The 16660-nt window shown below is 73.9% G+C and carries 14 protein-coding genes; 7 read left to right on the forward strand and 7 right to left on the reverse strand.

Translation table 11 applies throughout. From position 1 onward, the window contains the following. Positions 1-164: 164 nt before the first annotated feature. The gene (locus tag AB0J67_RS14520; RefSeq protein WP_363481552.1) at positions 165-902 is read left to right on the forward strand and encodes a class I SAM-dependent methyltransferase; all 738 of its coding nucleotides are present in this window, start codon (positions 165-167) and stop codon (positions 900-902) included. A 3-nt stretch (positions 903-905) separates the two neighbouring features. On the opposite strand, the gene AB0J67_RS14525 is transcribed toward AB0J67_RS14520, so the two are convergent. The 3 genes from AB0J67_RS14525 to AB0J67_RS14535 are packed head-to-tail and all read right to left on the reverse strand — an operon-like array spanning position 906 to position 3222. Beyond that, entirely contained in the window at positions 906-2501 is a 1596-nt protein-coding gene (locus AB0J67_RS14525; RefSeq protein WP_363481555.1) for a multicopper oxidase family protein, read from the reverse strand. Next, the gene (locus AB0J67_RS14530; RefSeq protein ID WP_363481558.1) at positions 2498-3010 is read right to left on the reverse strand and encodes a hypothetical protein; all 513 of its coding nucleotides are present in this window, start codon (positions 3008-3010) and stop codon (positions 2498-2500) included. Before AB0J67_RS14530 ends, AB0J67_RS14525 begins: the two co-directional genes overlap by 4 nt. Then, positions 3007-3222, reverse strand: coding sequence for a hypothetical protein (locus AB0J67_RS14535; protein ID WP_363481561.1), 216 nt, complete (start codon positions 3220-3222; stop codon positions 3007-3009). The genes AB0J67_RS14530 and AB0J67_RS14535 overlap by 4 nt, the downstream gene beginning before the upstream one ends. A 172-nt stretch (positions 3223-3394) precedes the next feature. On the opposite strand from AB0J67_RS14535, the gene AB0J67_RS14540 reads away from it, so the two are divergent. The 3 genes from AB0J67_RS14540 to AB0J67_RS14550 all read left to right on the forward strand — a co-directional run bounded on the left by AB0J67_RS14540 (position 3395) and on the right by AB0J67_RS14550 (position 6130). Then, complete coding sequence (locus tag AB0J67_RS14540; RefSeq protein WP_363481564.1) at positions 3395-4525, forward strand: histidine kinase; 1131 nt, start codon at positions 3395-3397, stop codon at positions 4523-4525. Then, positions 4522-5178 carry a response regulator transcription factor gene (locus AB0J67_RS14545; protein WP_363481567.1) on the forward strand — a complete coding sequence of 219 codons (657 nt, stop codon included), beginning with the start codon at positions 4522-4524 and terminating at the stop codon, positions 5176-5178. The genes AB0J67_RS14540 and AB0J67_RS14545 overlap by 4 nt, the downstream gene beginning before the upstream one ends. Positions 5179-5326: 148 nt before the next feature. Further along, positions 5327-6130 carry an alpha/beta hydrolase gene (locus AB0J67_RS14550; RefSeq protein ID WP_363481570.1) on the forward strand — a complete coding sequence of 268 codons (804 nt, stop codon included), beginning with the start codon at positions 5327-5329 and terminating at the stop codon, positions 6128-6130. 54 nt (positions 6131-6184) lie between these two features. On the opposite strand, the gene AB0J67_RS14555 is transcribed toward AB0J67_RS14550, so the two are convergent. After that, on the reverse strand, positions 6185-6988 hold the full coding sequence (locus tag AB0J67_RS14555) for an IclR family transcriptional regulator (RefSeq protein WP_363481572.1): 804 nt from the start codon (positions 6986-6988) through the stop codon (positions 6185-6187). Between the two features lie 149 nt (positions 6989-7137). Between AB0J67_RS14555 and AB0J67_RS14560 the strand changes: the two genes are divergently transcribed. Together AB0J67_RS14560 and AB0J67_RS14565 are read left to right on the forward strand one after the other, a co-directional pair. Further along, positions 7138-8640: an aldehyde dehydrogenase family protein gene (locus tag AB0J67_RS14560; protein ID WP_363481575.1), complete on the forward strand. Its 1503-nt coding sequence runs from the start codon at positions 7138-7140 to the stop codon at positions 8638-8640. Continuing rightward, positions 8637-10418 carry a thiamine pyrophosphate-binding protein gene (locus tag AB0J67_RS14565; RefSeq protein WP_363481578.1) on the forward strand — a complete coding sequence of 594 codons (1782 nt, stop codon included), beginning with the start codon at positions 8637-8639 and terminating at the stop codon, positions 10416-10418. Before AB0J67_RS14560 ends, AB0J67_RS14565 begins: the two co-directional genes overlap by 4 nt. A 127-nt stretch (positions 10419-10545) precedes the next feature. Here the strand turns inward: AB0J67_RS14565 and AB0J67_RS14570 are convergent, their stop codons facing one another. Beyond that, a complete protein-coding gene (locus tag AB0J67_RS14570; protein ID WP_363481581.1) occupies positions 10546-13314 on the reverse strand; it encodes a TIM barrel protein in 2769 nt (922 codons plus the stop codon). A gap of 208 nt (positions 13315-13522) precedes the next feature. On the opposite strand from AB0J67_RS14570, the gene AB0J67_RS14575 reads away from it, so the two are divergent. Further along, positions 13523-14194, forward strand: coding sequence for a TetR/AcrR family transcriptional regulator (locus AB0J67_RS14575; RefSeq protein WP_363481584.1), 672 nt, complete (start codon positions 13523-13525; stop codon positions 14192-14194). A gap of 56 nt (positions 14195-14250) precedes the next feature. On the opposite strand, the gene AB0J67_RS14580 is transcribed toward AB0J67_RS14575, so the two are convergent. Then, positions 14251-15066 carry a citryl-CoA lyase gene (locus AB0J67_RS14580; protein ID WP_363481587.1) on the reverse strand — a complete coding sequence of 272 codons (816 nt, stop codon included), beginning with the start codon at positions 15064-15066 and terminating at the stop codon, positions 14251-14253. After that, positions 15063-16292: a CoA transferase gene (locus AB0J67_RS14585; protein ID WP_363481590.1), complete on the reverse strand. Its 1230-nt coding sequence runs from the start codon at positions 16290-16292 to the stop codon at positions 15063-15065. The genes AB0J67_RS14580 and AB0J67_RS14585 overlap by 4 nt, the downstream gene beginning before the upstream one ends. Between the last annotated feature and the right edge of the window lie 368 nt (positions 16293-16660).

A 16660-nucleotide genomic window follows, 5' to 3' on the forward strand; every position in this document is an offset into this window, starting at 1 on the left:
GCCCCCCGCGGGGGGCTCCACCCCCCCCCCCCACGCCCCGGCCCCCGCCCGGGCTCGCCGCGGGGCCTTGTCCCCCCACCGGTGGCCCCCGCCCCACTCTACCGCCGGAACAGCCCGTCCAGCTCGAACCGCACCGGCAGCGCCAGGTCGCGCAGTCGTTCGGCGTGGACGCCGCGCGCTACGACCGGACCCGCCCCCGCTATCCGGACGACCTGATCACCCGCCTGCTCGCCGCCGCGCCCGGCTGCGACGTCCTCGACGTCGGGTGCGGCACCGGCATCGAGGCCCGGCAGTTCCAGGCCGCCGGGTGCACCGTGCTCGGCGTCGAACCCGACGCCCGCATGGCCGGGTTCGCCCGCGACGCCGGGCTGCCCGTCGAGGAGGCGACCTTCGAGGATTGGCCGGCCCGCGGGCGGACCTTCGACGCCGTCGTCGCCGGGACCGCCTGGCACTGGGTGGACCCGGTCGCCGGGGCCGCCAAGGCCGCGCAGGTGCTGCGGCCCGGCGGCCTGCTCGCGCCGTTCTGGCACGTGTTCCAGCTCCCGCCCGAGGTGGCCGAGGCCCTCGCCGTCGGGTGCCGCAGGGTCGCGCCCGACGCGCCGTTCAGCTTCCAGCCGTCCGTGCCGGCGCTCGCGGGATACCAGGCACTGTTCGACAAGGCCGTCGACGGCGTCCGGCAGGCGGGCGCGTTCGGCGAGCCCGAGCAGTGGCGGTTCGACTGGGCGCACACGTACACCCGCGACGAATGGCTCGACCTGCTGCCGACCTCCGGCGCCCTCACCCGGCTCGCGCCGGACTCGCTCGCCGAGGTGCTCGACGGCGTCGGCGCCGCCCTCGACGCGAAGGGCGGCGCGTTCACCATGCCGTACACCACGGTGGCGGTCGTCGCGCGGCGCAGCTGAGCGTCACACGACGTCGATGTCGGCCATCATCGCCATGTCCTCGTGCTCCAGGTTGTGACAGTGCAGCAGGTACCGGCCGCGGAAACCCTCGAACCGCACCAGCACCTGCACCACCTCGTACGGCCGCACGTCGACGGTGTCCTTCCAGCCCGCGTCGATCGGCCGCGGCGCCCGGCCGTTGCGGCCCAGCACCTGGAACCGGCCCAGGTGCACGTGCACCGGATGGTGGAAGTCCGAGGTCAGCGTCCACAGCTCGGTCGTGCCCAGCCGCGGCGAGGCCAGCGGCGTGCCCGGCGTGAACGGCCGCCCGTTGATCATCCACCGCTTGCCGTGCGGGCCCGGTCCGCTGCGCCGGAAGTCGAACCGGCGGCTGCGCACCGCCTGGCCCACCGTCAGCGGCGGCACGTCGCCGAGCGCCGCCGGCACCGCGCTGTCGTCGGCGGCCTGGCGGACCACGTGGAATCGCATGACGTCGCGGGCGGCGCCGGTGCCGAGATGGTTGCGCAGCACCACCCGGGTGCCGACCGGGTACGCCCCGAAGTCGACGACGACGTCGGCGCGTTCGGCGCTGGCCAGCTCCACCGCGTCGAGCGGCTGCGGCCGCGCGAGCAGGCCGAGATCGCTGCCGACCTGCGTGAACGCCGCACCCGACGGCGGCGGCGGATCCAGGCGCAGGTCGAGGCGGCGGGCGTTGGCGGCGTTGAGGATCCGCAGCCGGTGGCGGGCCGCGTCGACCTCCGCCTCGGGCCACGGGGCGCCGTTGACCAGGATCACGTCGCCCTCGACGCCCTGGTGGTGCGCGCCGGTCACGCCGGGCTCGCCCAGCAGCGTCGGGTCGGCCGACGGGTAGCGGAACGACCCGTCGGACTCGAAGGCCCGGTCGCAGATCAGCAGCGGCAGCTCCCGCTCGCCGCGGGGCAGCGGCAGCGCGTCCTCCACGTCGTCGCGGACCAGGAACATCCCGGCCAGACCGCGGTAGACCTGCGGCGCGGTGAAGTCCATCCGGTGGTCGTGGTACCACAGCGTCGCGGCGGGCTGGTCCAGCGGGTACTCGTGGACGAAGCGCTCCTGGCTCAGCTTCCACACCGACGGGGCGTGCGCGGTGTGCATGCCGTGGGCGGCGTGGAACGTCCCGGTGAGCGGGGCGGGCACCACCAGGTGCGTCGGGTAGCCGTCGGAGTCCGCCGGGGTCGCCCCGCCGTGCAGGTGCGTCGAGGTGGGCACCGGCAGCCGGTTGACGATCCGGACCCGGATCGGCCTGCCGGCCGGCACGTCGAACGTCGGGCCGGGGAACGTGCCGCCGTACCCCCAGATCTCGGTCCGGAAGCCGGGGATGATCTCCATCTCGGCGGGGGACTGGACCAGCTCGTACACGCCGTCGGCGCCGGGCCGGGCGGTCTCGGGGCGGGGCAGCGGCACGGTGAACGGCTGGGGGAGCGGGATCCGGCTGGTCAGGGCCGCGCCGGCCCGCTCGGGCGAGCCGCAGCCGCCCAGCCCGGCGGCACCGGCCGCACCGGCGACTGCGCCGAGGAATCCGCGCCGGGACAGCGCGTGGCCGGTCCGGCGGCCCGCAGGGGCCGGGAACGATGCCGGGCTCACCGGGCGGACTCCGGCGTGCGGGGCGTCCGCCGTCGGCGCACCCGGGGTGACCACACGGCGATGAGCAGCGCCACCGACAGGCCGAACAGCAGCACGCCGAGCGGGATGTGCACCGCGACGAGGCGGGCGTACCCCATGCCGGACTGCAGCTCGGCCACCACGAACAGGGCGGTGGAGGCACCGATCGGCCAGGCGGGGCCCCGGCCGGGCCGCCACACCACGATCGCGGCGACCACCTGCAGGAAGATCACCGCCACCAGGATCGAGGCGGTCATGCTGTGCATCTCGAGCATGCCGACGTCCCCGGTCACGAACAGCCCGGCGAGGACCGGCTGGGCCAGCACGAGAGCGGTGACCACCGACGCGGACCCGCGCAGTGACCACACCGCCCAGCCGGGCACGGGCATGGAGCCGGCAGAGCCGGGCACGGGTGGCATGGAGCCGGGAGAGCTGGACACGTCGGACGGGGATGCCGCGGCCAGGGCTTCGCGGGTGTGCGGCACGGTCACGGGCTCTTCCGCGACTTCCGGTCGATCAGCACGGCGGCGACCGCGCCCACGATGCCCAGCACGGGCATCAGCATCCCCAGCGCGATCGCGATGCCGAGGGGGATGTCGGCCTCGCCGCCGTCGACGAACGGGCGCGCGATGGCCGAGGTCAGCAGCGTGCCGGCGACCAGACCGAGGAAGAGGCCGAGGACGGCCACACCGAGGGTTCTCATGATCTCGAAGCTACGGAGCGCGCGGCGTCGCGTCGTCCCCGCACGATCGACATCCGGCGTCGACATCTCGCGTACGCCGCCCGCGCGTCGCGTACGTCACGTGTCGACAGTCCCGCCTTAGGGGGCGATGATCATCGCTGGTCAGGGCCAGGTTCGGCTACGCTGGCCGACCGTGAGCCGACGACACATCATGATCGACGCCTGCCTCGGCGGTGTCGTGACGCTGATCGTCGCGGTCGCCATCGCCGCCAACGTCGGCGGCAGCCGCGGCCCGGACGTCGGCGCCTACCTGTTCGCCGTCGGCCTCGGCCTGCTCATGCTCGTACGCCGCAGCCACCCGTCCCTGGCGCTGGTCGCGACCGCCGTCGGCCTGTCCGGCTACTACATCGCCGACTACCCGCCGATCGGGCTGGCCGTGCCCGTCGCCGCCGCCCTCTACTCCGCCGCCGAGCAGGGCCGGACCCTGCCGGCGATCAGCGTCGGCTCCGTCCTGCTGGCCGCGTCCTGCTTCTTCCGGCTGCGCGACGGCGAGCAGCTCAACTACCTGCTCGGCTACGAGCTGCCCTGGTCGGTGGCGGTCATGGCGGGTGCGGTCGCGCTCGGCGACGGCGTCCGCAGCCGCCAGATCCGCAACGCTCAGCAGCGCCGGCGCGAGCAGGACCTGCTGGAGGCCACCCGGCAGGAGGCCGCCCGCCGCATCGCCGACGAGCGCCTGCAGGTCGCCCGGGACCTGCACGACGTGCTCGCGCACACCACCACCGTCATCTCGCTGCAGGCCGACGTCGCCCGCGAGGCGCTCGACGACCACGACCCCGCCGCCGCGCAGGCCGCGCTCGCCGTCATCCGCACCGCCAGCGGCCAGGCCACTCAGGAGCTGCGCGCCACCGTCGCCCTGCTGCGCCGGCCCGCCGAGCACACCCCGCGTACGCCGACCGGCAGCCTCGCGCACCTCGACCGGCTCGCCGCCGCCACCGGCCTGCCCGTCACCGTCCGCGTCCACGGCGAGCCGGTGCCGCTGCCCACGGTCGTCGACGTGACGGCATACCGGATCGTGCAGGAGGCGCTGACCAACGCCGTGCGGCACGCCGAGGCCACCCGGGTCGACGTGGACGTGCACCACCTGCCCGGACGGCTCGACATCACGGTCAGGGACGACGGCCGCGGCAACACCGGCGGCCGTGGTGGCGGGCACGGGCTGACCGGCATGCGCGAGCGCGCCGAGCTCGTCGGCGGCACCCTCACCGCGACCAGCGGCGACGGCTTCGAGGTCCGCGCCCGCCTGCCGCTGCGGGAGGTGCCGTGATCCGCGTCGCGATCATCGACGACCAGCAGCTGGTCCGCGCCGGACTGCGGGCGCTGCTCGAACGGGCCGCCGACATCACCGTCGTCGGCGAGGCGTCCGACGGGGAGGACGCGCTCGCGCTGTGCCGGGCGCACCGCCCCGACGTGGTGCTGATGGACGTGCGCATGCCGGGCGTCGACGGCATCGAGGCCACCCGCCGTCTCGCCGCCGACGCGGAACTCGCCGGCATCCACGTGGTGATGCTGACGACGTTCGACACCGACGAGCACCTGTTCGACGCGATCCAGGCCGGGGCCGCCGGCTTCCTGCTCAAGGACACCCACCCCGACGAGCTGCGCCGGGCCATCCACGTGGTCGCCTCCGGCGACGCGCTGCTGTCGCCCGCGGTGACCCGCCGCGTCATGGCCGCCGCCGCCCGCACCGTCGCCCGTCCCCGTGACACGGAGCTGGTCAGCGGCCTCACCGAACGCGAACGCGAGGTGCTGGCCCACCTCGGTGAGGGCCGGTCCAACGACGAGATCGCCGCGGCGCTGTTCATCAGCCCGGCGACCGCCCGCACGTACGTCAGCCGCCTGCTGGCCAAACTCGACGCCCGCGACCGGTCGCAGCTCGTCGCGCTCGCCCACCGGGCGGGCCTGCAGCCACCCGGCTGAGCGGCACGCGCGGGTCGCCTGCCGAACCCGCAGCCCGAGACACTCCGGTCCGCGGGTTCGGTGAGCAATTCGCGAGGGCAGGAACACTCCGCTCCGCCCTCCCCGCATTGAGTAGGGTCGGGTCGAGCGACCAGGATCGGAGCCAGCCGTGACCGGATACCCGCCGCCCGAGCCGCGGCCCACCGTCACCTACGCCGACTGCACCGTCGCAGTCGTGCCGGGTTTCCGGCCGCTGCACCTGGACCTGCACCTGCCGCCGGGGGACGGGCCGTTCCCCGTGCTGCTGTGGGTGCACGGCGGCGGCTGGCTGGAGGGCAGCCGGGTGGGCCTGCCCGCGACGATCGCGCCGCACCGGTTCCACCAGCGCTTCCTCGATCGCGGGTGGGCGGTGGCCGACGTCGACTACCGGCTGGCGCTGGAGGCGCCGTACCCGGCCCAGCTGCTCGACGTGCAGTCGGCCGTGCGCTGGCTGCGCCTGCACGCCCGGCAGCTCCGGCTGGACCCGGCCCGGTTCGCCGCGCTCGGCGAGTCGGCGGGCGGCCACCTCGCCGCGATGGCGGGGCTGGCCGGGACCGGTGAGACCGCGATCCAGGCCGTCGTCAACTGGTACGGGGCGGTCGACCTGTTCGCGTTCGACCCCGACGACCCGGCCGGCCCGCACGCGGTGCTGTTCGGCGGTCCGGTGAGCGGCCGCCGCGAGTTCGTCGCGTTCGGCAACCCGCTCAGCAGGGTGCACGCCGCGGCGCCGCCGTTCTTCAGCGTGTACGGCACCGCCGATCGGATCGTCTCCCCGAGCCAGGGAGCGGCCCTCACCGAGGCGTTGCGCGCGGTCGGCGTGCGGGCCGAGCTGCTGCTGGTGCCCGACGCCGACCACTGCTTCGAGGGCCACGACGACATCGGCGGCCTGATCGAGCGCGGCATCGACTTCCTGGACGAGGTGCTGCCCGGCTGAGCCGCCGCCGTGACGCCCGGACGCATCCCTAGATCGCGGCACCCGCCGCCCTGCCTACGCCGCGACGAGCGGATGGTCGAAGCCGCGTTCGCCGATCCGCGCCGCGACCTGCCTGAGGTCGGCAGCGAACTCGGCGACGCGGTCCTCGGTGAAGCGGATGCTGGGCCCGCTCAGTGTCAGCGCCGCGGCCACTCCCGTGGACCTGCCAATGATCGGGACGGCCACGGCGGACAGGCCGGGTTCGCGCTCGCCCTCGCTGGCGGCGAAGCCGGCTGCGACGGCATCGTCGATCCAGGACCGCAGGGTGTCCACGTGCGACTCGCCGTACGGCGAGCTGCGTGCCACCCGGGCCAGCAGCGCCGGTGAGGCGCCGCGCAGCAGCACCTTGGCGGAGGCGCCCGCCCACAGCGGGAGCTCGTCGCCGACCTGGACGACGTGCCGCAGCGGCTGTGGGCTCTCCTGCTGGGCGACGCAGACGCGGTGGATGTCGCGGGCGACGTAGAGGTTGACGGTCTCCCGCCGGCGCATGGCCAGCTCGCGCATCAGTTGCTGCGTCTCGGGCGGCAGCTCCCACGCCTTGCGGGTCAGGTGGGCCCAGCGCCACAGGCCCGGCCCGGCGGTGTAGCCCTTCGGCGTGGCCCACAGCAGGCCGGTGTGTTCGAGAGTCTGCAGCAGGCGGATGACGGTGGTCTTGGCCAGGCCGGTCTCGTCGACGATCTCGCGGATGCTGACCACCGGTCGCGCCTCGGTGAGCAGCCCGAGGATGTCCACCGCCCGCTGCACGCTGCGCACGCCGCCGGCGTCGGCCGTCTCGGCCGCGTCGGCAGCCTGCTCCGCGGATGCTCGCTGTGTCGTCACGGCTTTCATGCTCTCGTGCCTCCCGGGACGGCGTGGCATCGGGTGCCCGTCGGCATCGGCTATTGCCCGAGCGTCACGCCGCCCGTATGTTACCCGTAGTCCGTAGAACGGACCACATGGACCGCTGTGTGGTTCAACGCGAGGGGTGCATGATGATCGAGAGCGCGCGAACCCGGACCGTCCCGTCCGTCACGGAGGTGGGTTGCCTGGTCGCAGGCGAGTGGCTGACGTCGGGCGCGCAGCTGGCCCGCACCGGGCCGTGGGTGCGGGAGGTGGTGAGCTCGGCCCGCCAGGCCGACCCGGGCGACATCCGGGCCGCCTGCGACTACGCGCGGACGGCCGCCAGGGTCGTCGGGCGGAGCTCTCCCGCCGCCCGCGCGGCGGTGCTCGAACGCGCCGCGGCGCTCGCGGCGGCCCGCCGCGAGGATCTCGCCCGCCTGCTGGCCCTGGAACTCGGCAAACCGCTCAAGGACGGGCTCGGCGAGATGGACCGCGTCGCGGACACCTTCCTCGTCGCCGCGGCCGAGGCCCGCCGGATCGACGGCGAGGTGCTGCCGGTCGCCGGCTGGGCCCGGGGCGTGGGCAACACCGCGTTCACCTACCACGCGCCCGTCGGCGTCACCCTCGCCATCACCCCGTTCAACGCTCCGGCGAACCTGCTCGCGCACAAGCTGGCGGCATCCTTCGCGGCGGGCAACACCACGATCGTCAAACCGCCGCCACAGGCGCCGGCCGTATCGACGGCGCTGGTGGCGCTCCTGCTCGACGCCGGCATGCCGGTCGAGGCGGTGCAGGTCCTGCACGGCGGGGCCGCCGTCGGCGAGCAGCTGTGTGCCGCACCCGAGATCGCCGTGATCAGCTTCACCGGCAGCGCCGGCACCGGCGCGGCCGTCGCCCGCGCGGCGGGGGCCAAACGGCTGGTCCTGGAACTCGGCGGCAACGCGGCCACGATCGTGTGCGAGGACGCCGACATCGCGCACGCGGCGCGGGTGTGCGCCCGCACCGGATACAGCAACTCCGGTCAGAGCTGCATCTCCGTGCAGCGGGTGTACGTCCAGCGCGCCCGCTACGACGCGTTCGTCGACGCCTTCACGGCGCAGGTGCGGGCGCTGACCGTCGGCGACCCCCTCGACCCGGCGACCGATGTCGGGTCCATGGTCGACGACGCGGCCGCCGAACGGGTCGTGCGGTGGGCCGCCGAGGCGCGGGACGCGGGCGCCACCGTGACCACCGGCGGCCGGCGCGACGGCGCCACGGTCCTGCCCACCGTGGTCGCGGCTCCGCCGCCGGGAGCCGCCGTGGTCGTCGAGGAGGTGTTCGGGGCGCTGGTCAGCGTGCTGCCCTACGACGACTTCGACGAGGCCATCGCCGCCTGCAACGAGAGCCGCTACGGCCTGCAGGCCGGCCTGTTCACCCACGACGTCCGCCGCATCGTCACCGCCTGGCGCGAGCTCGAGGTCGGTGGGCTGGTCGTGGGCGGCTCGTCGAACTTCCGGCTCGACCACGTGCCCTTCGGCGGCGTGAAGGACTCCGGGTTCGGCCGGGAGTCGCCCCGTTTCATGATCCAGGACTACACGACGGTGAAGACACTGCTGCTGCGCGACATCTCGCTGTGGGGTTCGTCGCCGGACGACCAGAAGGGACGGCCATGACCCTCGACCACCTGACGACCGCCGTCGTCGACGACGACCACGCCCCCTCGGCGACGACCGGAGCCGAGGCGCTGGTGGCTCAGCTGGAGTCGTACGGCGTGGAGCAGATCTTCGGCCTGTGCGGCCACACCAACATCGCGCTGCTGGACGCGCTGAGCCGTAGCCGCATCCGGTTCGTGATGAGCCGCCACGAGCAGACCGCCGCGCATGCGGCCGACGGCTACGCCCGGCTGTCCGGCAAGCCGGCCGTGCTGCTGACCCACGTCGGCCCGGGTCTGACCAACGCCACCACCGGTGTCATGACGGCCGCCCTGGACTCGGTGCCGATGGTGGTCATCTCCGGCGACGTCCCGTCGTACTACTACGGTCGCCACCCGCACCAGGAGATCAACCTCCACGCCGACGCCGACCAGGCCGCGGTCTTCCGGCCGTTCGTCAAACGTGCCTGGCAGGTGCACCGCCCGCAGGACCTGGCCCGCTTCACCGAACGGGCCTTCTGGACGGCGACGTCGGGCAGGCCGGGCGCGGTCCTGCTGAGCGTGCCCATGGACCACTTCTCCCGGCCGGTGCCACGCGCGGCGTACCCGCTGCCCGCCGACAGCGGCCTGCCCGCGCTGCCGGGCCCGGTCGCCGAGCGCATCGCCGCCGCGCTGGTCGGCGCGCAGCGCCCGCTGATCTACCTCGGTGGCGGCCTGCGCCGCGAGACGGGCATCGACGCGCTGCGGCGGCTCGCCGAACACCTGGACATCCCCGTCGCCCACTCGCTGATGGCCAAGGGCGCGCTGCCGGACGAGCATCCGCTGGTCCTCGGCATGCCGGGCTTCTGGGGCCTGGAGCTGACCAACGAGTACACCCGCACCGCCGACGTGGTCCTCGCCCTGGCGACCCGCTTCGCCGAGACCGACGCCAGCTCCTGGGACCGGCGCCACACCTGGCAGTTCCCGCCCGCGCGGCTGATCCAGATCGACCTCGACCCGGCCGAGCTCGGCCGCAACTTCCCCGTCGAGATCGGCGCCGTCGCCGACGTCAACCACGCGGTGGAGGCGATCGCCGCGGCCACCGTCGCGCTGCGGCCCGCGCCGGTGGCCCGGCCGGAGCTGCGCGAGCGCATCCGGCAGGCGCGCACCTCGCTGTTCGCCGGCAGCCGGGAGCGCGGCCGCAGCGACCAGTTCCCGCTGCGGCCCGAGCGGATCCTGACCGACCTGCGCGCGGCGCTGCCGCCGGACGCCGTGCTCGTCACCGACGTCGGGTGGAACAAGAACGGCGTCGCCCAGTGCTACGAGCTCCCGCCTGCGGGGCGGTTCATCACCCCCGGCGGCGCCTCCACGATGGGGTTCGGCCCGGCAGCCGCGGTCGGTGCCCAGCTGGCCCAGCCCGAGCGCACGGTCGTCGCGCTGGTCGGCGACGGCGGCATGAGCGCCCAGCTGCCCGCGGTGCCGATGGCCGTCGAGCAGGGCGCACCGGTGATCTTCGTCGTGATGAACAACCGTTCGCACGGCACGATCTCCGACCTGCAGGCGGCCAACTTCGGGGCCAGCTTCGGCTGCGACTTCCGCGGTCCGGACGGCGCGCCCTACAGCCCCGACTTCGCGGCGTACGGCAGGGCGTGCGGCGCGGACGGGTACACAGTGGACAGTCCCGGCCGGCTCGGCGTCGCGCTGCGTGCGGCGGTGGCGGCCCGCAGGCCCGCGGTGATCGACGTGCCGATGGTCAACGAGCCGGTGCCGACCCCGGGCCACTGGAACATCAAGGACATCTACCACGGCATCTTCGACTGACCGGGCGCAGCACCGCGCGACGATCCGCTGGGCCGCGACGACGGCCCAGCGGATCTGTGATGGACGGCCCCGTTCGGGGGCAACGTGGGGTGAGCCGGTCCGCGGCGCGCCCCACCGGGCGGCCGGGTCAGGCGGTGCCGGATCGCCGCGAGCGGTCGAGGTGGTCGCGGGCCGAGGTCAGCGCCATGCGGGCATGCTCCTTCGCGCCGACCTGCGCCACCAGCGTCGCCCGTGGGATCTCCAGGGCGTACGGGACACCGGCGGGCAGGGCGTCCAGGATGCCGTGGACATCGATGCCCCCTTCGCCCGGGAACAGCCGTTCGAAGCGCGCCGTGTGGATGAGGCCCTCGTTCGTGGCGGGCACGGCGGCCGGGGCGTCGCAGACGTGGACGAAGTGGAACCACTCGGCCGGCAGCTCCCGCAGCTGCGCGATGCTGGACCCGGACCTGGCGAAGTGCAGCAGGTCCACCAGGATGCCCGCGTTGGGCTGGGCCGCGGCGCGCAGCACGCGCACGGCCTCACCCAGGTCGGGGGTCTCCGTCCACGACGGGAACTCCAGATCGACGGTCAGCCCGAGCGGATGCGCCATCTCGCACAGCCGGGCGTACCGGTCGATCTTGCGGGCGCGGTCCGGGTCGGGCAGCTGCGTGATGACGTGCCGGGCACCGAGCTCGGCGCCCGCTTCGAGGAAGCGCTGCAGGTCGCGCGGGTCGTCGTGCGGGCTGATCCGGGCCAGCTCGATGTCGAGCACCTCGATGCCGGTGGCGGCCAGGCGCACCTTGGTCTGCCGCATCAGGGCCGGGTCGGTGGCCAGCGGGTAGTGCGGCTCCTGCGGCGTGACGCGGTTGAGCCGCAGCCCGACGTACCGGTAGCCGGCCGCGGCCGCCGCCTCGACGAGCTCCGGCGGTGACAGGCTCAGCGCGGTGAGGTGGGCCAGCGAGTAGTCATGGCCGTGGTCGCCGCTCGGCTCCGGGGCGTCGCGCAGCGTGATGAGGCGGCGCAGCCGGTGTGCCGCCATGCGCACGGGGGCGCTGCCGGGCGCGCCGTAGCCGGCGTACCCGTCGATGCGCTGCACCACCTCGAAGAACACGCGTGAGCCGAGCATCTCGGTGTAGAAGTGCAGGTACTCGCCGTGCTCGTCGCGGTCGTAGAGGATGGAGTACTCCCGCATCGCGGCGAGCAGCTCCGGCGGCGGTGCGAGCCGGGCGTCGAGGTCGTCGTAGTAGTTGTCGGGGATGCGCAGGACCGGGGCGCCCAGCGCCCGCATGGCTCTGGCGCTGGCGATGGCGTCGTCGCTGGCGAACGCGATGTGCTGCGGGCTCGGCACGGCCGGCGCCCAGTCGCCGCGGCGCAGCGGCGCGGTGTTGAGCGTGATCCGGATCCGGCCGGTGCCGTCGCTGGCGGCGTGGCTGCGGATCAGCCCGAACGGCGCGGCAAGTTCCGTGGTGCCGTCCGAACGCAGGCCGAGCACCAGGTTGTAGAAGAGGACCACCTGGTCGAAGTCGTCGACGGACTCGGTCAGCGAGACGTAGTCGGTGGACGTCACCAGGCCGTCGCTGCGGGGCGAGCGGCCGGTCGGCGCGAAGTCGGCCAGCCAGCCGCCGCTGTCCGAGCCGTCGCGGCAGAAGAACACGGCCGTCCCGTCGGGGGCCGCGACCGAGCTCAGCTCGGCCTCGTCCGGGCGGCGGGTGCGGGGCAGCACCGGGGCGAGCAGCCGGACGGCCCGCTGCGTCGAGGCGACCGGGTCGGTGCTCTCCACCGCGAGCGCGCAGATCGCCGCGGTGCCGGGCGCGACGGTCCGCTGCGGCTCGAAGTTGAGCAGGACCCGGGCCCTGCCCTGCTGCCACAGCTGCACCGGCTTGGAGCGGTGCTGCCCGGTGTGGGCGAAACCCAGCGCGGCCAGGGCGCGGGCCACGCCCGGCCCGGAGACGGCGTCGACGGCGAGCTCGGTGAACACGTGCCCGCCGAGGCGGGGCGCGGGCGGCAGGCCGGACGCGCGCAGCCGCTCGCGCACGGGTGCGGGGCCCCGCGTGCCGACCAGCTCCTGCAGGCCGAGCAGCGAACGCATGCCGTCGATGGCCGCATGGCGGGGGTCGGCCTGGCGGTACACGTCGTTGAAGACGTCCAGCGACAGCGGGCCGTCGTACCCGGTGCTGAGCACGTGCCCGAGGAAGGCGGCCAGGTCGAACGAGCCGAGGCCGGGGAACAGGCGGTGATGGCGGCTCCACTCGGCGACGTCCATGTCGAGCCGCGGCGCGTCGGCCAGCTGCAGGTGGAACAGCTTCGCCCCCGGCACGACGCGGATGCCGGCCGGATCGCCACCGCGCGAGAGCACGTGGAAGCTGTCCAGGCACAGGCCGAGTGCGGGATGGTCGGCCCGCCGCACGATGCGCCACGCGTGGGCGTACGTGTCGACGAACCGGCCCCAGGCCACCGGCTCGTAGGCGATGCGCCGGCCGCGGTCGGCGGCCAGGTCGGCGAGCTCGCGCAGCTGCTCCGCGGCGAGATCGTCGTCGTCCACGCTGTCGGCCGACTCGGCGGAGCTGACCAGCATCGTGTCGGCGCCGAGCTGTTCCATCAGGTCGAGCTTGCGCTCGGCGCGGCGCAGGTTGGCCCGGAACACCTCCGGCGGCACGGCCTCGAAGTCACGGAACGGCTGGTAGGCGACGACGGACAGGCCGCGGCGGGCGCATTCCTGGCCGATGCGCCGCGGTGACCAGGGTGAGGCGATGAGGTCGCTCTCGAATATCTCCACACCGTGGAAGCCGGCCGCGGCGGCCGCGGCGAGCTTGTCCTCCAGGGTTCCGGACAGGCATACCGTCGCGATGGCGGGGCGCAGGGCGGGGCGCGGCTGCCGGGCCGGGTGCGTCGGCGCGTCGTGCGGCAAGGTGGGCATCGGACTCTCCTTGCTGGGCGGATGGTGCCGGGGACCGGTGGCGCCGAGCCGTCGGCGGTGTTCGGCGGGTGCCGGGTCGTGAACGGGCGGCGCCAGGGGAGTGGCGTACGCGCTGCCGGATCTGAACGGACCGGATAGTTACTTGTAGACTCGGGGCCGGACCGGCAGGGTTCCGACGCCCGAGCAGGTGTGACTACAGTGAGCGTCGATGGAGGAGGGAGCGTCGTTGGCCGCACAGTCGCCCGGTGCCGCCGTGGGACCGGCGGTGCGTGACGCCGACCGGACCAGGACGGAGATCCTGGATGTCGCCACTCACGAGTTCGCCGACAAGGGTTACGCCGGCGCCCGCGTGGACGAGATCGCCGCCAGGACGCGCACCACCAAGCGGATGATCTACTACTACTTCGGGGGCAAGGAGCAGCTCTACATAGCGGCGCTGGAGCGGGCCTATGCGGGGATCAGGGCGCTGGAGCAGCAGGTCGACATCGAACACCTGGACCCGGCCGAGGCCATCCGGCAGCTCGCGGCGCTGACCTTCGACCACCACGAGGCACATCCGGACTTCATCCGGCTGGTCAGCATCGAGAACATCCACCGCGCTCAGCACCTGGTCCGCTCGGACATCCTGCCGGGCCTGGCCGCCCCGGCGCTGAACGTGCTGACGCGCATCCTCGACCGCGGCCGCGCCGACGGCCGGTTCCGCGACGACGTCGATCCGGTCGACGTCCACATGGTGATCAGCGCGTTCTGCGTCTTCCGCACGGCCAACCGGTACACCTTCAACGCGATCTTCCAGCGGGACATGCTCGACCCCGGCCGGCGGGAGCACTACCGGACGATGCTCGGCGACCTGGTGCTGGAGTACCTGACCGCGCGCTGACCCGCCGCCTGCCGCCGGGCGCGGCGGGCCGGGGCGGTTCGTGCGGTCCGGGCGTCTCATGTGGTGGTCCGGGGCCCGGCGGCCGCGCCACGGTAGGTCGGCAGGATCGACGGCGGCATGGGGCCCTTGTTGCGCCTGCCCTGGGTCGACTCCTCCCACGCGTGCGCGAGGATGCCCACGCTGCGGCTGAGCACGAACAGGCCACGGGCCAGCGGCGCGGGGAACCCCAGCTCGGCGTAGACGACCGCGGTCGCGCCGTCGATGTTCATCGGGATCGGGGTGGACCTGCCCCGGTTGAGCGACGACTCCACCTCGCGGGCGGCCCGGATGTGCCTGCCTGGGACCACTCCGGCGGCCACCGCCTCGTCCACCAGGCCGAGCAGCGGGCCGCGCCGCGGGTCCACCGGGTGGAATCGGTGCCCGAAGCCGGGCAGGTAGCGCGAGCGGGTGCGCGCCGCCGCGACGGCCGCCGCCGTGGCATCGGCCAGGCTCAGCCCCGCGGACTGCCGGGACACGATGTCCTCGAGCAGCTCGACGCACTGCTCCCCGGCACCGCCGTGGACGTCGCCGAGCGCGTTCACCGCGGACGCCATCGCGTTGTTGAGCCCCACACCGCAGGTCACGGCCATCCGCGCGATCGCGATCGACGGCGCCTGGGGCCCGTGGTCCACCGAGGCGACCAGCGCCGCCTCCAGCAGCGCGGCCCGCCGCGGATCGGGCAGCTCGCCGCGGGTCATCAGCCAGATCGTGGAGACGAGCCCTGCGGAGCCGATGAGGTCGCCGATGGGTACGCCCCGCAGTTCCACGATGCCGGGCTCCATCCGGCAGATGCTGCTGGACCACCAGTCCGCTACGTCGGCGACGGTGCTCATCGGGCTGTCTCCTCGCTCGTGGGGACGGCCGGGACGGGGACCGGTCTACGCGACGCGCCCGTGCCGCCGGCGACGAGCTCGGCGATCTGCGCGTTGTGTGCACCGAGCTTCGGCGGCGGGTCGACGGGCCGCAGCGGCTCGCCGTTGACCAGCACTCCGTTGCCGGTCAACCGCAGCGTGCGCGTGGGATCGCCGGGAAAGGCGACGTCGGTGAAGAATCCGCGATGCCGCAGTTGCGGCGACTGCACTGCCTGCTCGACGGACAGTACGCGGGCGGCGGGCACCCCGGCGGCGGGCAGGATCTGCTCCCACTCCCGGGCGGTGCGTGCGCCCAGTGCCTCGTTCAGTTCGGCGTCGAGCGCTGCGCGATGCCGCTTGCGCGCCTCGACCTCGGCGAAGCGCGGATCGGCGACCAGGTCCGCGCGGTCGAGCAGGCGGCACAGGGTCTCGAACTGGCTCTGCCGGTTGGCCGCGATGTTGAGCGGACCGTCCGCGGCGTGGAAGGTGCCCGAGGGGGCGGCGGTCGCGTTCTGGCGGCCCATGGGGGTGGGGGCGACATCGCTGATCAGATAGTGGGACACCGCCCAGCCCATGGCCGACATGGACGCCTCCAGCATGGACAGGTCGAGCGAGCAGCCCTCGCCGGTGCGCTCCCGGCCGGCCAGCGCGGCCGTGATGGCCAGGGCCGCCATCAGGCCGCCGATGGTGTCGCACACGGGGAAGCCGACCCGCAGCGGCGCGGTCTCCGGCGTGCCGGTGACACTCATCATTCCGGACAGACCCTGAATGATCTGGTCGTATGCCGGGGCCTGGCTCATCGGCCCGGTCTGCCCGAATCCGGTGATGGCGCAGTAGACCAGCGACGGGTTGAGCTCGCGCAGGTGCTCCCAGCCGTATCCCAGCCGGGTGAGCACCCCGGCCCGGAAGTTCTCCAGCAGGACATCCGCCCCGCGGACCAGCTCCTCGAACCGGGACCGGTCCGCGGGGTCCTTGAGGTCCAGCTCGACGGACTTCTTGCCCGCGTTCTGGGCCAGGAACGAGGCGCCCAGCCCGGCACGGTTGAGCGCGGCGTCCGGGCCGAGCTGGCGCGCCAGGTCGCCCGAGCCGGGGATCTCGATCTTCAGCACCTCGGCGCCGAACAGCATGAGCTGGTAGCTGCAGTACGGCCCGGCCAGCACATTGGTCAGATCGAGCACCCGCATGCCGTGCAGCGGTGGGTGGGGCATCCGTCACTCCTCATCGGGCACGTCGCACGCCGTCGTCGTGGACCGCGCGCCCGGCGGCGCAGGCTCCCCGGCCCGTAACGCTTTCGCCTCGACGCTTGTCGCTCGTGGAGGCAGGCCGTACATTACACGCACCCCACAGAGCGGTCCAGTTGTACCGCCTAGCGGACCATTTTAGTGACAGCGAGGCGGTGGGGCGAGGAACGACGGGTGTGGCGGCAGGGGTCGGCAACGGCCTTGACATCGACAGGCCGCCATGGCTAACTAACGTACCAGTTCGTATAACAACGACACCGGAACGAAACCTTCGGGATCCACATCGGTCCAGTTCGGCGCAGGTGAGAAGGGCGGTGCCCCGCACCCGCACCGCC

This window comes from Catellatospora sp. NPDC049609, from assembly GCF_040675365.1.
In the GTDB taxonomy this organism is placed as follows: domain Bacteria; phylum Actinomycetota; class Actinomycetes; order Mycobacteriales; family Micromonosporaceae; genus Catellatospora.

Excerpts from the sequence above, each read along its gene's own strand:
- AB0J67_RS14535 (WP_363481561.1), bottom strand. The coding sequence starts at position 3,222 with ATGAGAACCCTCGGTGTGGCCGTCCTCGGCCTCTTCCTCGGTCTGGTC.
- AB0J67_RS14560 (WP_363481575.1), top strand. The coding sequence starts at position 7,138 with ATGATGATCGAGAGCGCGCGAACCCGGACCGTCCCGTCCGTCACGGAG.
- AB0J67_RS14565 (WP_363481578.1), top strand. The coding sequence starts at position 8,637 with ATGACCCTCGACCACCTGACGACCGCCGTCGTCGACGACGACCACGCC.
- AB0J67_RS14570 (WP_363481581.1), bottom strand. The coding sequence starts at position 13,314 with ATGCCCACCTTGCCGCACGACGCGCCGACGCACCCGGCCCGGCAGCCG.
- AB0J67_RS14575 (WP_363481584.1), top strand. The coding sequence starts at position 13,523 with ATGGAGGAGGGAGCGTCGTTGGCCGCACAGTCGCCCGGTGCCGCCGTG.
- AB0J67_RS14580 (WP_363481587.1), bottom strand. The coding sequence starts at position 15,066 with ATGAGCACCGTCGCCGACGTAGCGGACTGGTGGTCCAGCAGCATCTGC.
- AB0J67_RS14585 (WP_363481590.1), bottom strand. The coding sequence starts at position 16,292 with ATGCCCCACCCACCGCTGCACGGCATGCGGGTGCTCGATCTGACCAAT.